This window comes from Fulvivirga kasyanovii (assembly GCF_009711405.1).
Classification (GTDB): Bacteria; Bacteroidota; Bacteroidia; order Cytophagales; family Cyclobacteriaceae; genus Fulvivirga; species Fulvivirga kasyanovii.
Genome location: NZ_SMLW01000675.1, coordinates 19,601 through 38,883 on the forward strand (window position 1 = coordinate 19,601; position 19,283 = coordinate 38,883).

The window sequence follows — 19,283 nt, forward strand, 5'->3', positions numbered from 1 at the left end:
ACATGGTAAAGCAAAAAAGTATCAGGGTGTTTTTGATTGACGATGATGAGGACGACTTCGTCATTGTTAAGGATTATCTCTCTGAGTTAAATGGTAGCGCTACCTTTAGCCTGGATTGGGAGCCCGATTTTAACAAGGCTCTTGATACTGTTTGTACCCAACAATACAACATCTGTCTCGTTGATTACAGACTCGGGGAGAAAAACGGTCTTGACTTTATAAGAAGCGTTCGTGCCCGGGATTGTGATACCCCACTGATACTACTCACGGGTAAAGGTGACAGGGAAATAGACTACCAGGCCATGAAGCTGGGTGCTTCGGATTACCTGATTAAAACAGAGATCGATGCCAGCATGCTTGGCCGTAGTATAAGGTATGCCATTAACCATAGCAACTCAATAAAGGAGCTCAACGCCAAAGAGGAGAAATACAGGTCACTTTTTGAGCGGTCTGTCGATGCTATTTATATGATCAATAAGGAGCACCTGTTTCTCGATGTTAACGACAGCATGATGAGGCTGCTCGGTTACTCGAAGAATGAGTTCCTTAAAATGAATATGAAGGATATCTTCCAGAGTGAAGATCAGTACATGTACTATCATAACCGCCTTACAAAAGAGGGGCACCTCAAAGACCTGGAAGTGCACATGGTAAAGAAGGATGGCACCAACATCATTTGCCTGATGAATGGTATCGCCCTCAATGATAACCTCGGCAACATCTATGGCTATCAGGGCATCATCCATGACCTGACCATGAGGAAAAGGGCTGAGGAGGAGCTGTTGATGGCAGAGAAGCTGACCATGACCGGCCAGATAGCCAGAAGTATGGCTCATGAGGTCCGTAATCCGCTCACCAACCTTAACCTGGCACTTGAACAGTTGAGGGAAGAGGTAATAGATGAAGATGACACGGCTTTGTATTTTGATATTATCAGAAGAAATGCAGACCGTATTGAGCAACTAATAACCGAGATGCTTAAGTCATCCAAACCCAAGCAGCTAAACCCTGAAGTCAGGAACATCAATGAAGTACTTGATGAAGCCCTGGAGATGACTGAGGACAGGATAAAGCTTAGAGGAATAAAACTTGTGAGGGATTTTGAAGAAGACTTGCCGCTGGTGTCTTTAGACAAAGAGCAGTTAAAAACCGCTTTCCTTAATATTATTATTAATGCCATTGAAGCCATGAAAGAGCAGGAGGGCGTTTTAACTGTAGCAACCAGTTCAAATAGTGAGTCGGTTATGGTTTATATCGAGGATAACGGCAAAGGTATTCCGCGGGAAGAGATCAAAAAGCTGTTTGACCCATTTTTTACAGGGAAAAAGGGAGGAATGGGGCTTGGGCTGACATCGACACAAAATATCATTAACAGTCACCATGCACGCATCCATGTGGAAAGCGAGCTGGGAAAAGGCACTACTTTTAAAATTCATTTCCTTAAGCACTTTTCTCAGGCATAAAAAGCTGATTTGTTGGAAAAAATATAAGTAAAAATGAGCACTGAAGTAATTAATCCGGCAACAGGTAAAAAGATCAGGAACTACGAAGAATTGTCAGTTGATGATGCTTCCAAAGCTGTTGATAAGGCTCACGAAGTGTGGGTGCAATGGCGTAACACTACTTTTAAGGAACGTGCAGGCTATATGCTGAATGCTGCCCGGATATTGAAAGAAGAAAAGGCGAAGTGGGGGAGGCTCATGACTGAGGAAATGGGCAAAGTGACCAAATCAGGTATAGCGGAGGCTGAGAAGTGCGCCTGGGTGTGCGAATACTATGCTCAAAATGCTGAAAAATTCCTTCAATCGGAAAAAATTGAAACCGATGCTTCCAAAAGCTTCGTAAGCTACCAGCCCATAGGCGTTGTGCTGGCAATAATGCCCTGGAACTTCCCCTTCTGGCAGGTAATGCGTTTTGCAGCCCCGGCACTGATGGCAGGCAATGCAGGAGTGCTTAAGCATGCTTCCAACGTGCCTGGTTGTGGCAAAGCCATCGAAGAGATATTTCAAAGGGCGGGTTTCCCCGAGCACCTGTTTACCACATTGCTCATTGGTTCTGACAAAGTGAACGATATCATAAGCCATGAAAAAATAAGGGCTGTCACCCTTACCGGAAGCACACCAGCAGGAAAAGCCGTTGCTGCCAGGGCAGGGGAACTGCTCAAGAAAACTGTGCTGGAACTAGGCGGCAGTGATCCCTATGTAGTATTGGAAGACGCGGATCTGGAACCTACAGTGGAGACATGTGTAACCAGCAGGCTGATCAATACAGGCCAGAGTTGCATAGCTGCCAAGCGTTTTATAGTGGTTAAGTCTCTGAAAGCGGAGTTTGAAAAATTGATGGTGGAGAAAATGAAAGAGAAAGTGTTGGGTGATCCGTCTGATGACGAAACTGACCTGGGGCCGATGGCCAGGGAAGATCTGAGGGATGATCTGCACCAGCAAGTTCAGCAAAGCATAAAAGCCGGAGCAAAGTGCCTGCTGGGAGGCAAGGTGCCGGATAGAAGTGGGGCCTATTATCCGGCAACGGTACTCACCAATGTAAAGCCTGGTATGCCCGCATATGGTGAAGAGCTTTTCGGACCTGTAGCCTCAATAATAGAAGCCGATGATGAGCAAGATGCTATAAGAATAGCGAATGACACCAGTTTTGGCCTGGGGGCAGCCGTTTTTACCCGCGATGAGCAGAAGGGTGAGTGGATCGCAGAAAAAGATCTGGAAGCAGGAGGTTGTTTCGTCAATTCCTTTGTTAAATCCGATCCGCGCCTGCCTTTCGGAGGAATTAAAGAGAGTGGTTATGGTCGCGAATTAGGTGTCTTTGGGATCAGGGAATTTGTGAACATCAAAACAGTTTATATCAAATGATAAGACGAGTTACACAGCTTGTTCTCATCATCTTTATTAGTGCTCAATCCATAGCCCATGCCCAGGTTTCAGATACACTTGCTACACAAAAGAAAAAGTGGCACCAGACTAATTTTGTTAAAGTTGCGGGCGTTCCTATTATATTAAGCGGCCTAGGACTGATAGCAGCGAATGAAGGAGCACCTGTTAACAGGTTTAAGGTGCAACGGGGCCTCAGCTACGAATTTCCTGATTTCAGCTCCACACTTGACGATTACATGCGGTATGGACCTCCTGCTGCTGTTTATGCCCTTGATTTTCTGGGTGTAAAGAGCAAGAATAATTTTAAGCACAAAACACTGATCTTTCTCAAAGCCAATATTATGGGGTTTGGTTTGGCATTTCCTCTAAAAGGTATTACCAAGGTAAGGCGGCCCGATAATAGCAGTTCTGCGTCATTTCCTTCACTGCATACCGTTCAGGCTTTTATTGGGGCCACTTTCATGCATAAAGAGTTGGGGCATCACAGTCCATGGTACTCTGTGGGGGCATATACGGTTGCCGCAGCTACAGGCTTTTACAGGATGCTCAATAATAAACATTGGCTTTCAGATGTAATGGTAGGAGCGGCTATTGGTATACTATCTACAAATGTTGCCTACATTACCCATCAATACAAAGACCGAAAGAAGAAAAAGGGCCAGGTAAAGGCTTTCATAACTCCTGCTGTTTCTACTAAGGCCTATGGGGCCTCTGTCGTTTTGCTGATCAGATAGTGTAGATATATCCCCACAATTCCACATGAAGTTGTCTATGTTTATTTTTTTAAACTACTGATAATCAGTTATTTAATTCTAATAATCGTAAAGGTATGATTTTTAAACCTGTAACGATATCTAACAAATTAAATAACAGTTAATAATGCATAAAACATATATTTCACTTCTTATTATAATACTCATCAACTTTCAGGCACAGTCACAACCCAGGGTAGCAGAGTCTCCTTATGAGGTTAATGAAGAGTTAGAAATCTCCCTTGGCTTGATAGGAGCAGGAATAACGGCATATGGTTTCTACAAGATCGGCCAGAAATCGGGAGCTGATTCAGCCACCGTGGTAAACCTGAGCCTGGAAGAGGAGGTAATCAAAATGAATAGAAAGTATCAGCCCCGCTATTCAGAGCAGGCCAATAAGGACAGTGACCTCTTCTTTTATGGCTCATTTCCCTTACCTTTTCTATTGCTGCTGGATGATAACATCCGGCGAGATGCCGGCCGCATTAGTATCATGTATATAGAAGCACTGGGCCTTACCGGTACCATGTACACCATGACTGCTGCCAATGTAAACAAATTTCGTCCTTTAGTTTATTCAGAGGAAGCACCTATGTCAGAACGAACCTCCAGTGGAGCAAAAAATTCGTTTTTTGGCGGACACCCATCCCTTACGGCTACATCGACCTTCTTTGCTGCTAAAGTGTTTTCTGACTACTACCCTGAAAGGAAAGGAATGCATGTGCTCATGTATTCGGCGGCTACCGTTGCCACCCTGGGCAATGCTTACCTCCGCTTTAAGGCAGGGAAGCATTTCCTTACCGATTTAATGATCGGGGTTCCTCTAGGCGCTATCAATGGTATACTCATCCCCCAATTACACAAGGTGAGGGACGTGAACCATGATAAAAATAAGAACCTGTCGTGGAATTTTTTCACCGGTAATGCCCATGGATTTAGTGTAACGTATAAATTTTAATCCATGGAATTCAAAGATGATTTATATATTCTGCTGGATGTGCTCATTGCTACTATATTAACAGCAGTCATAGGGTTTGAAAGAGAAAGTGCGCACAAACCTGCCGGCATGCGGACCAACATGATTGTGGGTGGGGCTACATGCCTGATCGTTGCCCTCACAGTACCCTTAGTAGATTTTATTAATAAACATAACCCCTCTGAAATTATCAGAACAGATCCTATAAGGGTACTGGAGGCCATTGTAGTGGGTGTAAGTTTTATCGGAGCAGGCACTATCATTAAAGCGGAGCATAAAGAGCGGGTTATTGGTCTCACTACAGCGGCTACCCTTCTGTTTAGCTGTGCTGTAGGGGCAAGTGCTGCCCTGAAACAGTACGTGCTGGCTGTTGGGGTTACAATTATTGTTATAATTATAAACTATGTAGTAAAAGAGGTTACAAAGTACTTTTCAGATAGCCTGGAAAGGTGATGGTAACTTAGGTAGGTCTAAGCTGTCTCTTAATGGTTTCTCAATGCCTTGATCAACTCTTTTTTCGACATTTTAGACCTGCCTTCTATTCCTACTTTTTTAGCCTTATCGTACAGGTCGTCCTTTGACCTTTCTTCATATTTTTGAGATTTTCCGCCCTTTTTCCCGGGGTTCTTGCTGTTAGCAATGCGGGCAGCCTTTTCTTTGCTCATCCCTTCGTCACGAAGGGCTTCATATTTTTCATCATTTTTTACTGATGATCCGTGATTCTTAGCCATAGTAATTATTTGTTTGGTTCACTATAGATATGGTAAGAACCATACCAAAATCAAAAACCATCAGATTCTTTCACATGGATCAAGTATATGCTGCTGCATATGGAAAGGTTGCTATAAATCGTGGAATATGTGCTTTTATTTATCAGAAAGCTTCCTTACTTCTTTCTTGAGCATTTCAAGATCGTTTTCAAGCTTCTCCATTCTCTTGGCATCTACAAGTCCCGATTCGATAAAAACAGAGGTGATTTTACCCTTGATCTTCCATAGTTCCAGTATTTTACTACTTTCCAGGCTATATGTCTTGAAACGGCTGTTATCACTTTTTAGGATCAAAAGCTTTTTATCATTTTCATAGTAATATACCCTTTTGGCTACAATACCATCTTTTGTAATAACCACACACAAAGTCCCATTTTCAACAGATTCTTTGTCTTCAATATATTCACAGATCACTATTTCCCGCGGATAGACAGTAGGGATCATACTTTCGCCTTCTATCTCAAAAAGTCTGTAACTTCCGTTCTCAAATCCGGGTATTTGATATACTTTGAGGGTCTTTATGTATTCAGGATCTTCAAAACCCTCAATATAGCCGGCGTGGGCCTCTTCCCGAACTAATGGAATGACAGCAAGGTCTTCGTTTTTAACCTCTACAAAAATCTTTTGGGTTTCAACTTTATTCGTCTGGCTCTTTTCATCATAAAAAATATCCCCGACACCATTGACTATCCAATTGCAATTTACATTGAGTTCATTGCTCAGGTTGCGCAAGGTATCCAGTGATATTTGAGATTTACCACTTTCTATTTGCGAAAGAGCTCCTTGCGAAATTCTAATTTTTTCTGCAAATTTCACCTGAGATAACTGTAACAACTCACGTAGCATGGTTATTCTCTTAGGTTCAAACTTCATTCCTTTCTTCTTCATTTATTAGCAGACTTATAAAACATTATGATATTAGTCTTGTGATACTGTTGCTTATTAGATACATTCACACTGACTTGTCTTTCGTATGAAAAGGGGTAGCCCTAAAAAACTATCAAAAGTTAGGCAAATACTCATTGAATAAAAAAATATGCTAAAAATAACTTCAATAATTATTGCGGAGGACGATTCTGATGACAGGCTTTTGATTGAGGATGCTTTAAATGAGAATAATATACCCAGCGAAAAGCTGATATTTGTGTCTAACGGAGAAGAGCTAATGGAAAGGCTCAAGGCAAATGCAGGGCAACCTGCCATGGTATTTCTGGATCTTAATATGCCTAAGAAAGATGGGCGACAAGCTCTGAAAGAAATTAAGCAGGATGAAAGCCTCAAGCATATTCCTATAATAATTTTTTCTACCTCAAGCTCAGAGGAAGATATAAGGACCTCTTATAAAAACGGGGTAAATACTTACTTCACCAAGCCGTCTAAATACAGTGATTTACTGGAGATAATTGCTGCGGTTAAAGCATACTGGTGGGAAAAGGCATCTGTAGTCCGGTTTAATAATTGATAAGCTCATGAAATACAGTGGCAGCACTATCCAGGCGTGCCCTTCTTTCTTTTAAAATATTAATGTGTTCCGCGCCATATTGGTTATACACGGGAGGTGGATATTTTTTAAAAGCTTCATAAATAACAGAATCAGTCAACACATTTTGCACGTGCTTCGCTTTACTTAGAAATTCACTCAAAGGCACATGCCTGAGTATATATTGGTCAATATCCTTGGAGTTTCTGATCAACCCCGAAATATCATCATATTCCGGGTTAAAAGTCTGGAACTTATTGTTTATAGCAAGTGCTACATGGTTCAATATCCCGTCATCGAATTTAAAAAATGCCATATCTCTGTCCATGGCTATCGGCCTGGCAAGAGGTAGTTTATTTTTTGTGTTATATACTGCCCATTCATATTGTCCTCCGTGCCTGTCCCAGTCGCTGATCATAAAGTCCAGCAGCCGGCCCTCTAGGTATTTGAGTGAGTCTATCATCACACTGCTTTTCTTTGATCGCGCAATAACCTCTTCAGTGGAAATAATATGGTCAGGGTAATTGAAATTTTCACTGCCTTCCCATGACTGGTCAGGTTCTTCCTCCAGAATCATTACCCTCCCGGCTATTTGCGTTTGAATGATATCGGGCATCGTACTATCATAAGGTATGAGATACATCGTGGGCCTTGTGTGCAGTATACCTAGCGCCTCCTCAAAATGTTCTGTCACCAGTGCTCCGAAGGGGTTCAATGCAGATGCCTGGTCTCTGAATAACGGCCTTAAGAAAGAATACTGCAGAATAGCAGGCAAAGCCCTGGATTGATCTTTATTTACGGATCTTAAGGTGTATGTTCTGGAATCTTTTGCTTTTAATTTAATACTGAAAGTCTGTTGTCCTCCGCCTGCTTCATCAAAAGTCAATCCCCCATGAATAGAGTCGATATCAAAAACAGGAAGATTAATTGGTGTGGCCCATACAGTTCTGTAGTGTGGCCCTAAAATACGAGTGGTAATAGATCCGCGGTCATAAAAGTCTGATATTAATACCGTTGCAGTGTCACCCAGATGATTGATATTAAGTGATTGTTTAGCTCTTTGTAATCTGTTCTCATTTGAAAAAGCTTTTTTCTCCCTGCCGTTAAAAATGTTAGGCAATAGAAAAGCCAAAATCAGGACGAGTGTTAATATAAGTAGGGATGTACGTAATGCTTTGCTTCTCATGTTTTGCTATAATTACAGGCCACAATGATGCCATCCGCGTATTTGTGGCAGGGTCTTTCAATTTAGCCATACCTGCGGAATTACATGTGAACTTTGAGAAGGTAATTCCACATTCTTAATAAAAATATGTCCATAATACCAGTTATACATTTCGGCAGGATATTTTCAGTTTTTGCTCTAAAAAGAAAATTGAACTATGTCTATATTAATGATCATACTTACTTTATTGCTACCACCTTTGGCTGTTGCCATTCGGTTTGGAGTAGCTTCCAGTGCATTTCTCATCAATTTGCTGTTGACGCTCTTGGGATGGCTTCCGGGAGTGATCCATGGGTTCTGGATACAGGCGAAGAAACCTTAAAACTGCAAAGTGTAATGCTGTTTTCGCAAATCCGGGTTAAAAAATATCAGCCCCATTTGGTAAAGATCTATGCTTAAGCTTACCCGGTAATGGGAGCGTATTTCCTTCCATGCTTGTTCCATTTCCCCTGACCAGTGTATATCATCAAAAATAAAACAGGACTGGTCATGGATTTTAGAGAGCATGGTGTCGAAGTACGTGACAGTTGGCTCATACCTGTGATTGGCATCTATAAAAGCAACGTCTATAGGCTGTGAGCTTTCCACGAACGCCTGCAGGTTATGATCTATATTACCTTCTATAAGATGAATGTTATCAGTACCCATTTGTTGAAAGCTATGAGAGGCAATCTCACAAATTGCAGGAGAGCCCTCAAAGGTAGTTATCATACTATTTTTGTTATTGGCCAGGTACAAAGTGTTAATACCCAGAGATGTGCCAAGCTCTACAATATTTTTAGCCTCAAGGAACCTGCACAAACGGTATAGCATTTCTGAATATTTTTTACGGGTTAGGCCTTTGGATGCTATATCTTTAATCTTTCTGGTATTTCCACTTGCCACCTTAGAGCCCGCACCAAAATCAATCACTGATATGGCACGATCACTGGCTTTATATTGCCCCCTCAACCTTTCAATACTTTCGAAATGCTGTTGGTGGTTGTTGGGCCTAATAACACCAGTATAAAGCTCATAAATGAAAGGAGCCTGTAGCGAGTGTTTGTCTACTGCATTCAGCCAGTACTTTAGGTAGCTGGTAACCTGGTGAAGTTTCGACAATTTAATTCAGTTTGAACGGAGCCACCATATTGAATTCAGGAATAGTCACTTCAAACCTATGCCCGTCCACTATTCTTTCCATAAGGTAAGTGCCAAGCATTTTGCCAATCCCGGATTTTAGGTTGCAACCTGATACATATTGATGATATTGAGATGGCTCTAAAATAGGTTGTTGACCTACTACACCTTCGCCTTCCACTTCCCTGGATAAAAAGCCAGCATCATGTATATGCCAATGTCGTCTTAGCAACTGAATAGTATTTTCACTTTGATTTTCAATGGTAACCTTATAGGTAAATACATAATGGTACTGACTTGGGCTTGAGTAGGCCGGCTGATATTCGGTTTCCACACTTACCTTAATGCCTTTTGTTATTTCAGTTACCATAGTCGTTTTATTAATGCAAATGAGTAAAAATAGATTATTGCCACATGGAATTCACTGCAAAATTTTTTCCATTCTTCACATATCCCATAACTTGGCTCAAAAGTTTAAATCCAATTCTCTCTATAAAAACGGATTTGAAATATAAGAAGTTTTAAATTTAAATCTCAAATAAAATTTACTGAAAAAATATGGATGTAAAAATTGCTCCTTCATGGAAAGAACACCTTGAAAATGAATTTAATAAGCCGTATTTTCATAACCTGGTCAATTTTGTTAAAAACGAGTATAAAACCTATACAGTTTACCCTCCGGGAAAAGAGATTTTTAATGCCTTCGGACATTGCGATTTTGATGCTGTAAAGGTGGTAATCATAGGACAGGATCCTTATCATGGTCCGGGGCAGGCCAACGGTCTTTGCTTTTCAGTTAGTGATGGCATTAGAAAGCCTCCATCACTTCTCAATATTTTTAAGGAAATCAAAAATGATCTCGGTAAAGAGATACCGGAATCTGGTAACCTCGAACGATGGGCAGATCAGGGCGTTTTACTGCTCAATGCTACTTTGACTGTCAGGGCCAATACAGCGGGTTCTCATCAAAACAAAGGTTGGGAAGACTTTACAGATGCAGTGATCAAAAAGCTGTCAGATGAGAAGGAGGGGTTAGTTTTTTTACTTTGGGGGGCTTATGCACAAAAGAAGGGAGCTGTTATAGATGAACACAAACATTATGTACTCAAATGCGCTCACCCGTCGCCATTTGCTGCTGACCGGGGTTTTTTTGGATGCAAACATTTCAGCAAGACCAATGAATATTTAAAGAAAACCGGGAAAACTGAAATAGATTGGTGAGCAGGAAAGAGTTGTAAAAAAAATGATCCGAAACAAGTTTGTTCCGGATCATTTAAAAAGTTTTGTGCTATATGACTCTATTCTATCAGGTTGAAAAATCGTCTCCAGCGAATTTTTCCACTAAAAAATCCTTCTGTCGGATCTAGTGATAACCAGATAAAGAAACCTTTGCCTACAATGTGATCTTCTGGCACAAAGCCCCAATATCGTGAATCCAATGAGTTGTGACGGTTATCTCCCATCATGAAATAGTAATTCTGATTAAAAGTATATTCTGTCACCTCTTTTCCATCAATAAGAAGCTTTCCATCAACTATCTTGGCATCGTCATTATGATCATACAAAGTGATGATCTTGCCATAAGTAAGCAGGGATTTTTTGTCAATGGTTATGGTTTGCCCTTCCTTAGGGATTTCCAGCGGGCCATACCAGTCGGCATTCCATGGGAAGAGTTCCCTATCGTTAGGGAAGATCCTGGGTTCCCATTCACCTTCCTCATAGGTTTTATAGGGTTTGATCTCTTTTACAAAAGATTGTGCTTTAAGCTTTGTTGCTTCTTCATCAGTCAGGTAGAACAGTTGATAAACGCCACTCTGCCTGATATCAATGGCTTCCGGCTCCGATACATTGAGGTTTTCCAGTACCCTTTCGCTTAACTTGGTCTCGGATTGAACTACATAGGAGAACTGCATTTTTTCGGGATTGTCCAATGGTTTTTCATTGACAACAATCTGCTTATCAACAATTTTAAGTATGTCACCAGGCATACCAACACATCTCTTGATGTAGTTGGTCTTTAAGTCAACCGGGTAATCAATCCAGTTGTTCCTGTTGGGTTCTTCAAAGTTATTTTCTTCAATTCCAGGCACATTAAACACAACCACATCATTCCTTTTTACCTCTGAGATACCGGGCAACCTGTATTGCGGCAACTGAATCCAGTCCACATAAGAGGGAATATTGGTTCCCCAGATCTTTTGGTGAGTTAATGGTACCTGCAGGGGAGTAGCGGGTGTTCGCGTACCATAGTGGAATTTACTTACAAATAAGAAATCACCTACCAGAAGCGACTTTTCCATTGAGGGAGTGGGGATAGTAAATGCCTCCATCAACAACCACCTGATAATGGTGGCAGCAATAACGGCGAAAACAATAGCATCTACCCATTCTCTGGTTTTTGACTTAGGTTTTTCGTCTTTTTTCTTTTGCCAGAATTTCCAGTTCATTTGTTTTATTTTTGAAACGCTAAATGATTAGTGTTGCTTTGAAAACAAAGCTTACAAAGAAAAGCGTTTTTTGTTTAAAGTTTAAGAAAGTCTTTCATATCCAGAATGCCCTTTTTGTCTTTCAGCCACTCTGCTACCATTACAGCTCCTTTGGCAAAACCTTCACGGGAGTGAGCGGTATGTTTTATTTCTATATCGTCCACCGCTGAGCTATACTTAATGGTATGTGTACCCGGTACTTTGTCCTCCCTTATGGAGTTTATGACCAGGTCTTCTTTGCTGCCATAAGGTTTGTTGATCCATTGCTTTTTACCGGTGGCATGCTTAAGTATGCCTTCTGCCAGAGTAATGGCCGTCCCACTGGGGGCATCCTTCTTTTCTGTATGATGTATCTCTTCAATGTCTACATTGTACTCATCAAAGGCCTTCATGAGGGTAGCCAGTTGTTCATTAAGCTTAAAAAAGAGGTTAACACCTATGCTGTAATTGGATGCATAGAAGAAAGTGCCTTCTTTCTGCTTACACAGCGTTTCGATGTTAGCTTTTTTGTCCAACCACCCGGTAGTGCCGCTCAATGCTGGAATGCCATTATCAATGCAATACTTAATGTTATCAAAAGCCGCGTCAGGCTGGCTGAACTCAATAGCAACATCTGTATTGGTGCTATTGTGCTTTTTAATATCGTTTAGGTTATTTTCATTTATTTTACCAACAATATTATGTCCACGTTCTATGGCAATAGCTTCTATGGCTCTGCCCATTTTGCCATAACCAAGTAAAAGTATATTCATTTTAGAATTTTAGTTTTAAGGAAAGTCCGGCGTTATAGCCAAATGCTTCATTGCTAAATGAAGGCTCGAGAGATACTTGTAAATCCGGGTTAAGATCAAATTCTTTCAGGTGGGCATCAATGTGAGCATCAGCAATTTGAAGCAGATAGAGCACGCCTATCATAATCACATAAAAATCCCGGTCTCTTCGCTCACTGTCGAGATTGTTGCGAAGTTGTGTTTCATTGCCATACGGAGATGAGTATCCTGTATCGTTAAGTGTTTTAAACAGTTCAGTTCTTAACAGTGTATATCTGTCATTGTAGAAGTCTACAGCAAAACCCAGAGCTACAAACCCTCCATATACAATAGGTAATTTCCAGTATTTCTTGTTGTAGATCTGACCTGCTCCTGGCAGAATTGCTGCATAGAGCGATGCCTTACGGGGCACAAACTGATCTGCATAGGTCTCTATCTCCTTTACCTCAACATTTTCATCATTCTCAATGATGATCTGTTCTGTTTCTGTATTTTCAACTGTGTCAGGGTTTACCGACGGTGGTGTAATTTGCCCTGCTGCTATTGAGTAGCCAAATAAGACAGCTACAAGTATGAGATAAATGCTTTTCATTTAAACATTCAGGATTTCCAGTATCCTGTTGAGATCTTCCACTGATATAAAAGGTATTTTAATTTCTCCTTTTTTGCCATCAGACTTCACTTGTACTTTAGTGCCGAAGTGAGATGCCAGTTTGGTCTGTAGGTTAGCAATTTCCTTGCCACCTTCCGGTGCAGGTTTTTCTTCCTTCTCTTCTTTGCGGGGAGTCATGGCCTGGCGCACCAATTCCTCTACTTTCCTTACTGAAAGGTCGTGTTCTATTGCTTTTTTGAAGATATCTAGCTGCGTATCAATATTTTCGATATTAATGAGCGCGCGGGCATGTCCCATAGATAATTTCTTGTCTCTGAGAGCTGCCTGTATATCTGGCGGAAGTTTCAGTAATCGCAGGTAATTATTGACCGTAGTTCTGTTTTTACCAACTCTGTCACCTAACTCTTCTTGCTTTAGGTTACATTCGGTAAGCAACCTTTGGTAACTCAGGGCGATTTCGATCGAGTTCAGGTTCTCTCTCTGAATGTTCTCGATCAATGCCATTTCCAGCATTTGCTGGTCGTCAGCAGTTCTGACGTAGGCTGGTATTACTTCAAGTCCTGCAAGTTTTGAAGCCTGAAACCTTCTTTCTCCTGATATGAGCTGGTACTTGTTTTTAGACAGCTTTCTTACCGTGATGGGCTGTATAATACCTTGTACCTTGATGGAATCAGCAAGTTCTTGCAGAGCTTCCTGATCAAAATGTGTTCTGGGCTGAAACGGATTTACTTCAATTTCCTCAAGAGGAATGGAATTCATTGTTCCTGCAGAGGGATACTCTTTTTGCTCCTCCGGTTGACCTTTTGCAGGGGAATCTTCCAATAAAGCACCAAGTCCTCTGCCTAATGCACTTCTTCTCTTCAAATCTTTTTTCGCCATGCTTCCTCCTAATTAATTGATCATGAAATTCCGTTTTTTTCCATTATTTCCTTCGCAAGGTTCAGGTAGCTCAATGCTCCCTTACTTTCCGCGTCGTGTGCTATAGCAGGTACACCAAAGCTTGGTGACTCACTTAACTTTATATTTCTTGGTATTATTGTGTCAAATACTATTTTTTGGAAGTGGGTTTTTACTTCTTCCACAACCTGGTTTGATAGCCTCAATCTAACATCATACATAGTAAGCAGAATACCTTCAATCTCCAGTTCCGGGTTAAGTCGTGTCTGAATAATCTTTATGGTATTTAATAGCTTTCCTAAACCTTCAAGAGCGAAGTACTCACACTGAACAGGTATGATAACTGAGTCTGCCGCGGTCAGGGCATTGATAGTGATCAAACCCAATGATGGAGAACAGTCTATGATAATGAAATCATAATCTTTTTTCACCAGCTTTAGGGCATCTCGCATTCTTTCTTCCCTGCGTTCAATATTTACCATCTCTACTTCGGCACCCACAAGGTCGATGTGAGAAGGTAAAATGTGCAGGTAGTCAATGTCCGTCTCTGTAATAGCTTCAGTAACATCAATGCCATCCACCATGCACTCATATATACTTACTTCTACTTCTTTGGGGTTTAAGCCCAGTCCTGATGTTGAGTTCGCCTGAGGGTCAGCATCAATGACCAGGGTTCTATATTCTAAGGCAGCCATACTAGCTGCAAGATTGATAGCAGATGTAGTTTTTCCTACACCACCTTTTTGGTTTGCAATGGCAATTACTTTACTCATCGATTGATTATAAATTAATAGTTTCTCCTATACCCATCAATACCAACTCCTTACCATGACTCTGAAAAGCTGATTTTGCTTCTTCGTGGTTTATTTTTATGAGGGGGAAAGTATCATAGTGCATGCCGATTACTTTTTTTGTTCCCACAAAATCGGCAGCCTTATTAGCATCCTCTATACCCATCGTAAAATTACTTCCAATCGGCAAAAAAGCAAAGTCTATGTTGAACTCGTCCTCAATAAGCTTCATATCATAATGAAGTGCAGTGTCTCCGGCATAATAAAAGGTTTTACCTTCACTTTTTATTACATAACCGGCAGGGTTGCCGCCATAGCTGCCGTCGGGCATGCTACTGGAGTGTACCGCATTGACCATTTTTAAGGTGCCGAAATCAAAATCCCAACGTCCTCCGTGGTTCATTTGATGCCCGTTTTCCAGCCCTTTCTCGGCAAACCATGATATTACTTCAAAAGTTGAAATGATCTGAGCCTTATTGTTCTTATAAATATTTTCTACGTCAGCAATGTGATCCTGATGACCATGGGAAAGGATGATGTAGTCAGCTTTAATCTCACTGATGTTTATATCTTTTGCCAATTCATTGGGAGATATAAAAGGATCAAAAAGGAGTTTCTTTCCTGCGGTTGCAACTAGAAAACACGAATGTCCATAGTAAGTAACTTCCATATTTAACTGTGAGGTTTGGATTACGAAATCAGGGTTACAAAGATATAAGTTTAATTGAATTATGTAAGTTAATGTAACGACACTATTTGATGAAAATACAAAGAGGCTGTCTACGGAGTCTGGAGATAACCTTTAGCAACATAACCATAGCGGTTTTTAAAGGGCAACAGACTCTGAAGACAGCCTCAGAATAAATTTTTTAAACTAAATTATTTTTTCGATTTTCCCTGATTACTGGCCTTCATTGCCTCCTCAAGTTTTAACTGAAATTTCGATTTTTTCTTGTTAACATTCTTTTTCCTGTTCTCCTCGAGGATAACTTTGATTTTTTCTTCGTCAACAAATTTTCTTATCAATGCTTGCTGTCCAAAAGTTACAATGTTGGATACAAAATAATAGAAACTCAGGGCAGCAGGATAAGAGTTTAGTACAAACATAAATATTACCGGCATCAGATAAGAGAACGTTTTCATCGGCCCCTGTACGGTACTTACCTGCTGGTTAGACCATGTGTATAGAATGGTCGACATGGTCATCAATAACACGAAAAGACTGACATGGTCTCCATAAAAAGGTATGGTGAATGGCAGTTGCATAATGGAGTCATACGTAGACAGATCTTCAGCCCAAAGGAAACTTTCGCCCCTTAACTCAATGGATTGAGGAAAGAAATAAAACATGGCAAAAAGTATAGGCATCTGCAGTAGCATGGGAATACAGCCACTGAGTGGACTTACCCCTACTTTTTGATAAAGCTTCATTTGCTCCTGTTGAGCTTTGGTCATGTCGTCACCATGCTTTTCTTTTATTTCGTCCAGCTCTGGTTTCAGTACTTTCATCTTCGCCATAGACAGGTATGACTTATATGAAAGAGGGGAAAGCACAAGTTTAATGAGCAGTACCATGATGATTATGATCAAACCATAGTTGCTGATGAAGCCACCTAAAAGATCAAATAAGGGTATGATCACAAAGCGATTGATCCATTTCATAGGAGGCCAGCCCAGGTAAAGATTACTCTCAAAATCATCTGCAACGTCACCAAGGATGTGATAATCGTTTGGCCCAAAGTAATACGTATAAACAGCTTTTCCCGATTTAACATTTTCAGCAGGTATACTTAGGTTAACCTTTGCATATTTTACTGTAGACGGGTCATCAGGATCTATGGAGGTAGTGAACTTACCTTTGCCAAAGCTTTCGTTGGCTATTATACCTGCAACAAAGAAACGTTGTTTAATAGCCACCCATTTGAGGCTCTCCTCAACTACTTCTTCCTCTGTACTATTGCTTCCCTCTGCTAATCCCTCAAACTCTTCTTCAACGGTGTAGTAATTAATCGTAGAGTTCCTGCGGCTCATTTCCACATCTTTTTCCTGGGTTTTGATGCGGTCATACCACTGATAAGTCAGGCTTTCCTGCGAAATGTACTGATCCAGTCCTTTGAGTTCAAGAGCATAGCTTAACTGATAGCTTCCGTTAGACAGCTTATAAATGTGCTTTACGCTTTGTCCGGGACCAACATTAAGTGTGTAGGTGAGGACTGAAGTGTCGCCTACTGTCTGCGTATTAGCAGAATAGTAGAGCTTGTTCAGGTCTATTTGCTTACCTAATGAATTCAGAAGAAGAGCAAACTCGTTTCTTTCTTCATTGATCAGTACAACCGGCTCATCGGTGTAAGTTGTGAAATTCTTAAGCTCAACATTGTTGATCTTACCACCATGATTGGTCAGTGAAATTTTTACCAGGTCATTTTCAAGAACATTCTCTGTCGCAGCTCCGGAAGCACCATTGGCAAAAACACCGTACTTCTGCTGGTTAAGCAATGTCTGCACGGAATCATTTACTGTTTCTGTAGTTTGGGCTAAGCTATCGGGTGATTCTATATTTTTATCGCCTTCCGCAAGTTCCGTTACCGGAGTTTGCTCTTCTACCGGTATCGGCTCAGGTGAAAAGAAATAAAAATACAGCAATATCATTACTGCGATTAAAATTAAACCTGTTGCTTGGTTTCTATCCATTGTATTCTTTTAATAATTAACGCTTTGAGTTATTCTCTTTCTTGTGGTTCTGAGCAGCCTCTACGAATTTTACAAATAGAGGGTGCGGATTTAAAACTGTACTCTTAAGCTCAGGGTGGTACTGCGTACCAATAAACCATGGATGGTCTTTAAGCTCAACAACTTCAACCAATCCCGTATCAGGATTGATCCCGGTAGCCATTAGTCCTGCTTTTTCCATTTGCTCCAGATATTTATTATTAAACTCGTATCTGTGCCTGTGGCGCTCACTGATCTTTGTTTTCCCGTAGACAGAGCTTGTCTTGCTTCCTTTTTTCAAATCACAAGGATAAGCACCCAATCTCATTGTTCCACCTTTATCTGTTACTTTCTTTTGCTCCTCCATCAGGTCTATTACCGGATGTTTTGTTTTCTCATTAAGCTCGGTAGAAGAAGCATCTTTAAGTTTTAATACATTTCTGGCGAATTCAATAACAGCGCATTGCATGCCCAGACAAATGCCAAAAAATGGTGTTTTACTTTCCCTCAGGAATTTGACAGCCTCGATTTTTCCTTCCACACCACGCTCACCAAAACCCGGAGCTACCAGAACGCCATCAAATTTACCCAAAATAGATGCGCTGTTTTCTTCAGTGATCGTTTCAGATGAGATCCACTCTATATTTACCTTGCACTCATTTACCGCACCAGCATGGGTAAATGCTTCAACTATGGACTTATACGCATCAGGAAGCTCTACATATTTACCCACCAGGCCAATATTGACTTCGTCAGTAGGGTTTTTTAGTTTGCCCAGAAAGACTTTCCACTGGTCAAGGTTTGGTTCGTTTTTGTTGGGTATTTTCAATTTGGCCAGCACACGTTCGGCTAGTTTCTCCTTTCGCATCAGGATAGGCACGTCATAAATAGTATCTGCATCCAGAGCTTCGATGACAGAGTTAATGTGGACGTTGCAAAACAGGGCTAGTTTTTTTCTTATTTCCGGTGGAAGGTGCCTTTCAGACCTGCATACCAGGATGTCAGGCTGAATACCAGCCTCTAATAGTTGCTTGACAGAGTGCTGGGTAGGTTTTGTCTTTAATTCTTTTGCAGCGCTTAGGTAGGGGATAAGCGTGAGGTGGATAACAAGAAAGTTGTTTACACCCACATCCCATTTTACCTGTCGTACGGCTTCAATAAAAGGAAGAGATTCAATATCACCAACGCAACCGCCTATCTCAGTAATTACAAAATCATATTCACCACTTTCACCAAGCTGGAAAATGTTTCTCTTTATTTCATCAGTGATGTGAGGTACAACCTGCACTGTTTTACCCAGATATTCACCTTTTCTCTCTTTGGTGATTACGTTATTATATATTCGGCCAGTAGTAACATTATTGGCCTGTGAAGTTGGAGTGTTTAGAAATCTTTCATAGTGTCCGAGATCAAGGTCTGTTTCAGCCCCATCATCGGTTACATAGCATTCTCCATGTTCATATGGGTTAAGAGTGCCAGGATCTATATTAATATAGGGATCAAATTTTTGTATGGTAACTTTGAATCCTCTTGCCTGAAGCAGTTTGCCCAAAGAAGCTGAGATGATTCCTTTACCAAGAGAAGAAGTTACCCCACCGGTAACAAAAATATACTTTGCCGTAGCCATAAGTTGATTTAGTAGTATGAATTGCTTTAGAACTTATGGGGTGCAAAGGTACATGAATAACCTGAAATCGGTAATAGAAATAAGAAATTTTATATTGAACAAAAAAAGACCTAACCACTTGTCAAATATGGCTTTGTGAAAAAATCGGAAAAATCTAATTTGAGATGGTTACAAGAAAAACTA

The 19,283-nt window shown here is 40.8% G+C and carries 22 protein-coding genes; 8 read left to right on the forward strand and 14 right to left on the reverse strand.

Translation table 11 applies throughout. The annotated features are described in order from the left end of the window. Positions 1-2 precede the first annotated feature (2 nt). The 5 genes from E1163_RS28505 to E1163_RS28525 all read left to right on the forward strand — a co-directional run bounded on the left by E1163_RS28505 (position 3) and on the right by E1163_RS28525 (position 5,066). Positions 3-1,463, forward strand: a complete 1,461-nt coding sequence (locus E1163_RS28505) for a hybrid sensor histidine kinase/response regulator (protein ID WP_155176889.1) — start codon at positions 3-5, stop codon at positions 1,461-1,463. Positions 1,464-1,496: 33 nt separating this feature from the next. Further along, positions 1,497-2,864, forward strand: a complete 1,368-nt coding sequence (locus tag E1163_RS28510; protein WP_155176891.1) for an NAD-dependent succinate-semialdehyde dehydrogenase — start codon at positions 1,497-1,499, stop codon at positions 2,862-2,864. Further along, a complete protein-coding gene (locus E1163_RS28515; protein ID WP_155176893.1) occupies positions 2,861-3,619 on the forward strand; it encodes a phosphatase PAP2 family protein in 759 nt (252 codons plus the stop codon). The genes E1163_RS28510 and E1163_RS28515 overlap by 4 nt, the downstream gene beginning before the upstream one ends. A 145-nt stretch (positions 3,620-3,764) precedes the next feature. After that, positions 3,765-4,595 (forward strand): phosphatase PAP2 family protein, encoded by an 831-nt coding sequence (locus E1163_RS28520; protein WP_155176895.1) that lies wholly within the window; start codon positions 3,765-3,767, stop codon positions 4,593-4,595. A gap of 3 nt (positions 4,596-4,598) precedes the next feature. Next, on the forward strand, positions 4,599-5,066 hold the full coding sequence (locus tag E1163_RS28525) for an MgtC/SapB family protein (RefSeq protein WP_155176897.1): 468 nt from the start codon (positions 4,599-4,601) through the stop codon (positions 5,064-5,066). Between the two features lie 29 nt (positions 5,067-5,095). On the opposite strand, the gene E1163_RS28530 is transcribed toward E1163_RS28525, so the two are convergent. Then, entirely contained in the window at positions 5,096-5,344 is a 249-nt protein-coding gene (locus E1163_RS28530) for a DUF7218 family protein (protein ID WP_155176899.1), read from the reverse strand. A gap of 135 nt (positions 5,345-5,479) precedes the next feature. Further along, positions 5,480-6,271: an XRE family transcriptional regulator gene (locus E1163_RS28535; protein WP_155176901.1), complete on the reverse strand. Its 792-nt coding sequence runs from the start codon at positions 6,269-6,271 to the stop codon at positions 5,480-5,482. A gap of 148 nt (positions 6,272-6,419) precedes the next feature. Between E1163_RS28535 and E1163_RS28540 the strand changes: the two genes are divergently transcribed. Next, complete coding sequence (locus tag E1163_RS28540) at positions 6,420-6,845, forward strand: response regulator (protein ID WP_155176903.1); 426 nt, start codon at positions 6,420-6,422, stop codon at positions 6,843-6,845. Here the strand turns inward: E1163_RS28540 and E1163_RS28545 are convergent. Both E1163_RS28545 and E1163_RS31080 read right to left on the reverse strand, forming a co-directional pair. Then, on the reverse strand, positions 6,835-7,995 hold the full coding sequence (locus E1163_RS28545) for a hypothetical protein (protein WP_221418103.1): 1,161 nt from the start codon (positions 7,993-7,995) through the stop codon (positions 6,835-6,837). The two genes, E1163_RS28540 and E1163_RS28545, sit on opposite strands and share 11 nt — an antisense overlap. After that, on the reverse strand, positions 7,976-8,119 hold the full coding sequence (locus E1163_RS31080; protein WP_221418104.1) for a hypothetical protein: 144 nt from the start codon (positions 8,117-8,119) through the stop codon (positions 7,976-7,978). The genes E1163_RS28545 and E1163_RS31080 overlap by 20 nt, the downstream gene beginning before the upstream one ends. Positions 8,120-8,245: 126 nt before the next feature. Here E1163_RS31080 and E1163_RS28550 point away from each other — a divergent pair, with 126 nt between their 5' ends. Further along, positions 8,246-8,410, forward strand: a complete 165-nt coding sequence (locus tag E1163_RS28550) for a YqaE/Pmp3 family membrane protein (RefSeq protein WP_155176907.1) — start codon at positions 8,246-8,248, stop codon at positions 8,408-8,410. Here the strand turns inward: E1163_RS28550 and E1163_RS28555 are convergent. Both E1163_RS28555 and apaG read right to left on the reverse strand, forming a co-directional pair. Beyond that, positions 8,407-9,189: an O-methyltransferase gene (locus E1163_RS28555; RefSeq protein WP_155176909.1), complete on the reverse strand. Its 783-nt coding sequence runs from the start codon at positions 9,187-9,189 to the stop codon at positions 8,407-8,409. The genes E1163_RS28550 and E1163_RS28555 overlap by 4 nt on opposite strands. Position 9,190: 1 nt before the next feature. Then, positions 9,191-9,577, reverse strand: a complete 387-nt coding sequence (gene apaG, locus E1163_RS28560; RefSeq protein WP_155176912.1) for a Co2+/Mg2+ efflux protein ApaG — start codon at positions 9,575-9,577, stop codon at positions 9,191-9,193. A gap of 188 nt (positions 9,578-9,765) precedes the next feature. On the opposite strand from apaG, the gene ung reads away from it, so the two are divergent. Beyond that, positions 9,766-10,428, forward strand: a complete 663-nt coding sequence (gene ung, locus E1163_RS28565) for a uracil-DNA glycosylase (protein ID WP_155176914.1) — start codon at positions 9,766-9,768, stop codon at positions 10,426-10,428. Positions 10,429-10,505: 77 nt separating this feature from the next. Here ung and lepB read toward each other — a convergent pair whose 3' ends face one another. The 8 genes from lepB to pyrG all read right to left on the reverse strand — a co-directional run bounded on the left by lepB (position 10,506) and on the right by pyrG (position 19,100). Then, complete coding sequence (gene lepB, locus E1163_RS28570) at positions 10,506-11,654, reverse strand: signal peptidase I (RefSeq protein WP_155176915.1); 1,149 nt, start codon at positions 11,652-11,654, stop codon at positions 10,506-10,508. Between the two features lie 74 nt (positions 11,655-11,728). Further along, positions 11,729-12,445 (reverse strand): 4-hydroxy-tetrahydrodipicolinate reductase, encoded by a 717-nt coding sequence (gene dapB / locus E1163_RS28575; RefSeq protein ID WP_155176917.1) that lies wholly within the window; start codon positions 12,443-12,445, stop codon positions 11,729-11,731. A 1-nt stretch (position 12,446) separates the two neighbouring features. Further along, complete coding sequence (locus E1163_RS28580; protein WP_155176919.1) at positions 12,447-13,055, reverse strand: DUF5683 domain-containing protein; 609 nt, start codon at positions 13,053-13,055, stop codon at positions 12,447-12,449. Then, entirely contained in the window at positions 13,056-13,955 is a 900-nt protein-coding gene (locus tag E1163_RS28585) for a ParB/RepB/Spo0J family partition protein (RefSeq protein WP_155176921.1), read from the reverse strand. Between the two features lie 20 nt (positions 13,956-13,975). Further along, a complete protein-coding gene (locus tag E1163_RS28590) occupies positions 13,976-14,746 on the reverse strand; it encodes a ParA family protein (RefSeq protein WP_155176923.1) in 771 nt (256 codons plus the stop codon). 7 nt (positions 14,747-14,753) lie between these two features. After that, a complete protein-coding gene (locus E1163_RS28595) occupies positions 14,754-15,434 on the reverse strand; it encodes a metal-dependent hydrolase (protein WP_155176924.1) in 681 nt (226 codons plus the stop codon). A 209-nt stretch (positions 15,435-15,643) separates the two neighbouring features. Then, a complete protein-coding gene (gene yidC, locus E1163_RS28600; protein ID WP_155176926.1) occupies positions 15,644-17,455 on the reverse strand; it encodes a membrane protein insertase YidC in 1,812 nt (603 codons plus the stop codon). Between the two features lie 16 nt (positions 17,456-17,471). Next, positions 17,472-19,100, reverse strand: coding sequence for a CTP synthase (gene pyrG, locus E1163_RS28605; RefSeq protein ID WP_155176928.1), 1,629 nt, complete (start codon positions 19,098-19,100; stop codon positions 17,472-17,474). Positions 19,101-19,283: the final 183 nt, after the last annotated feature.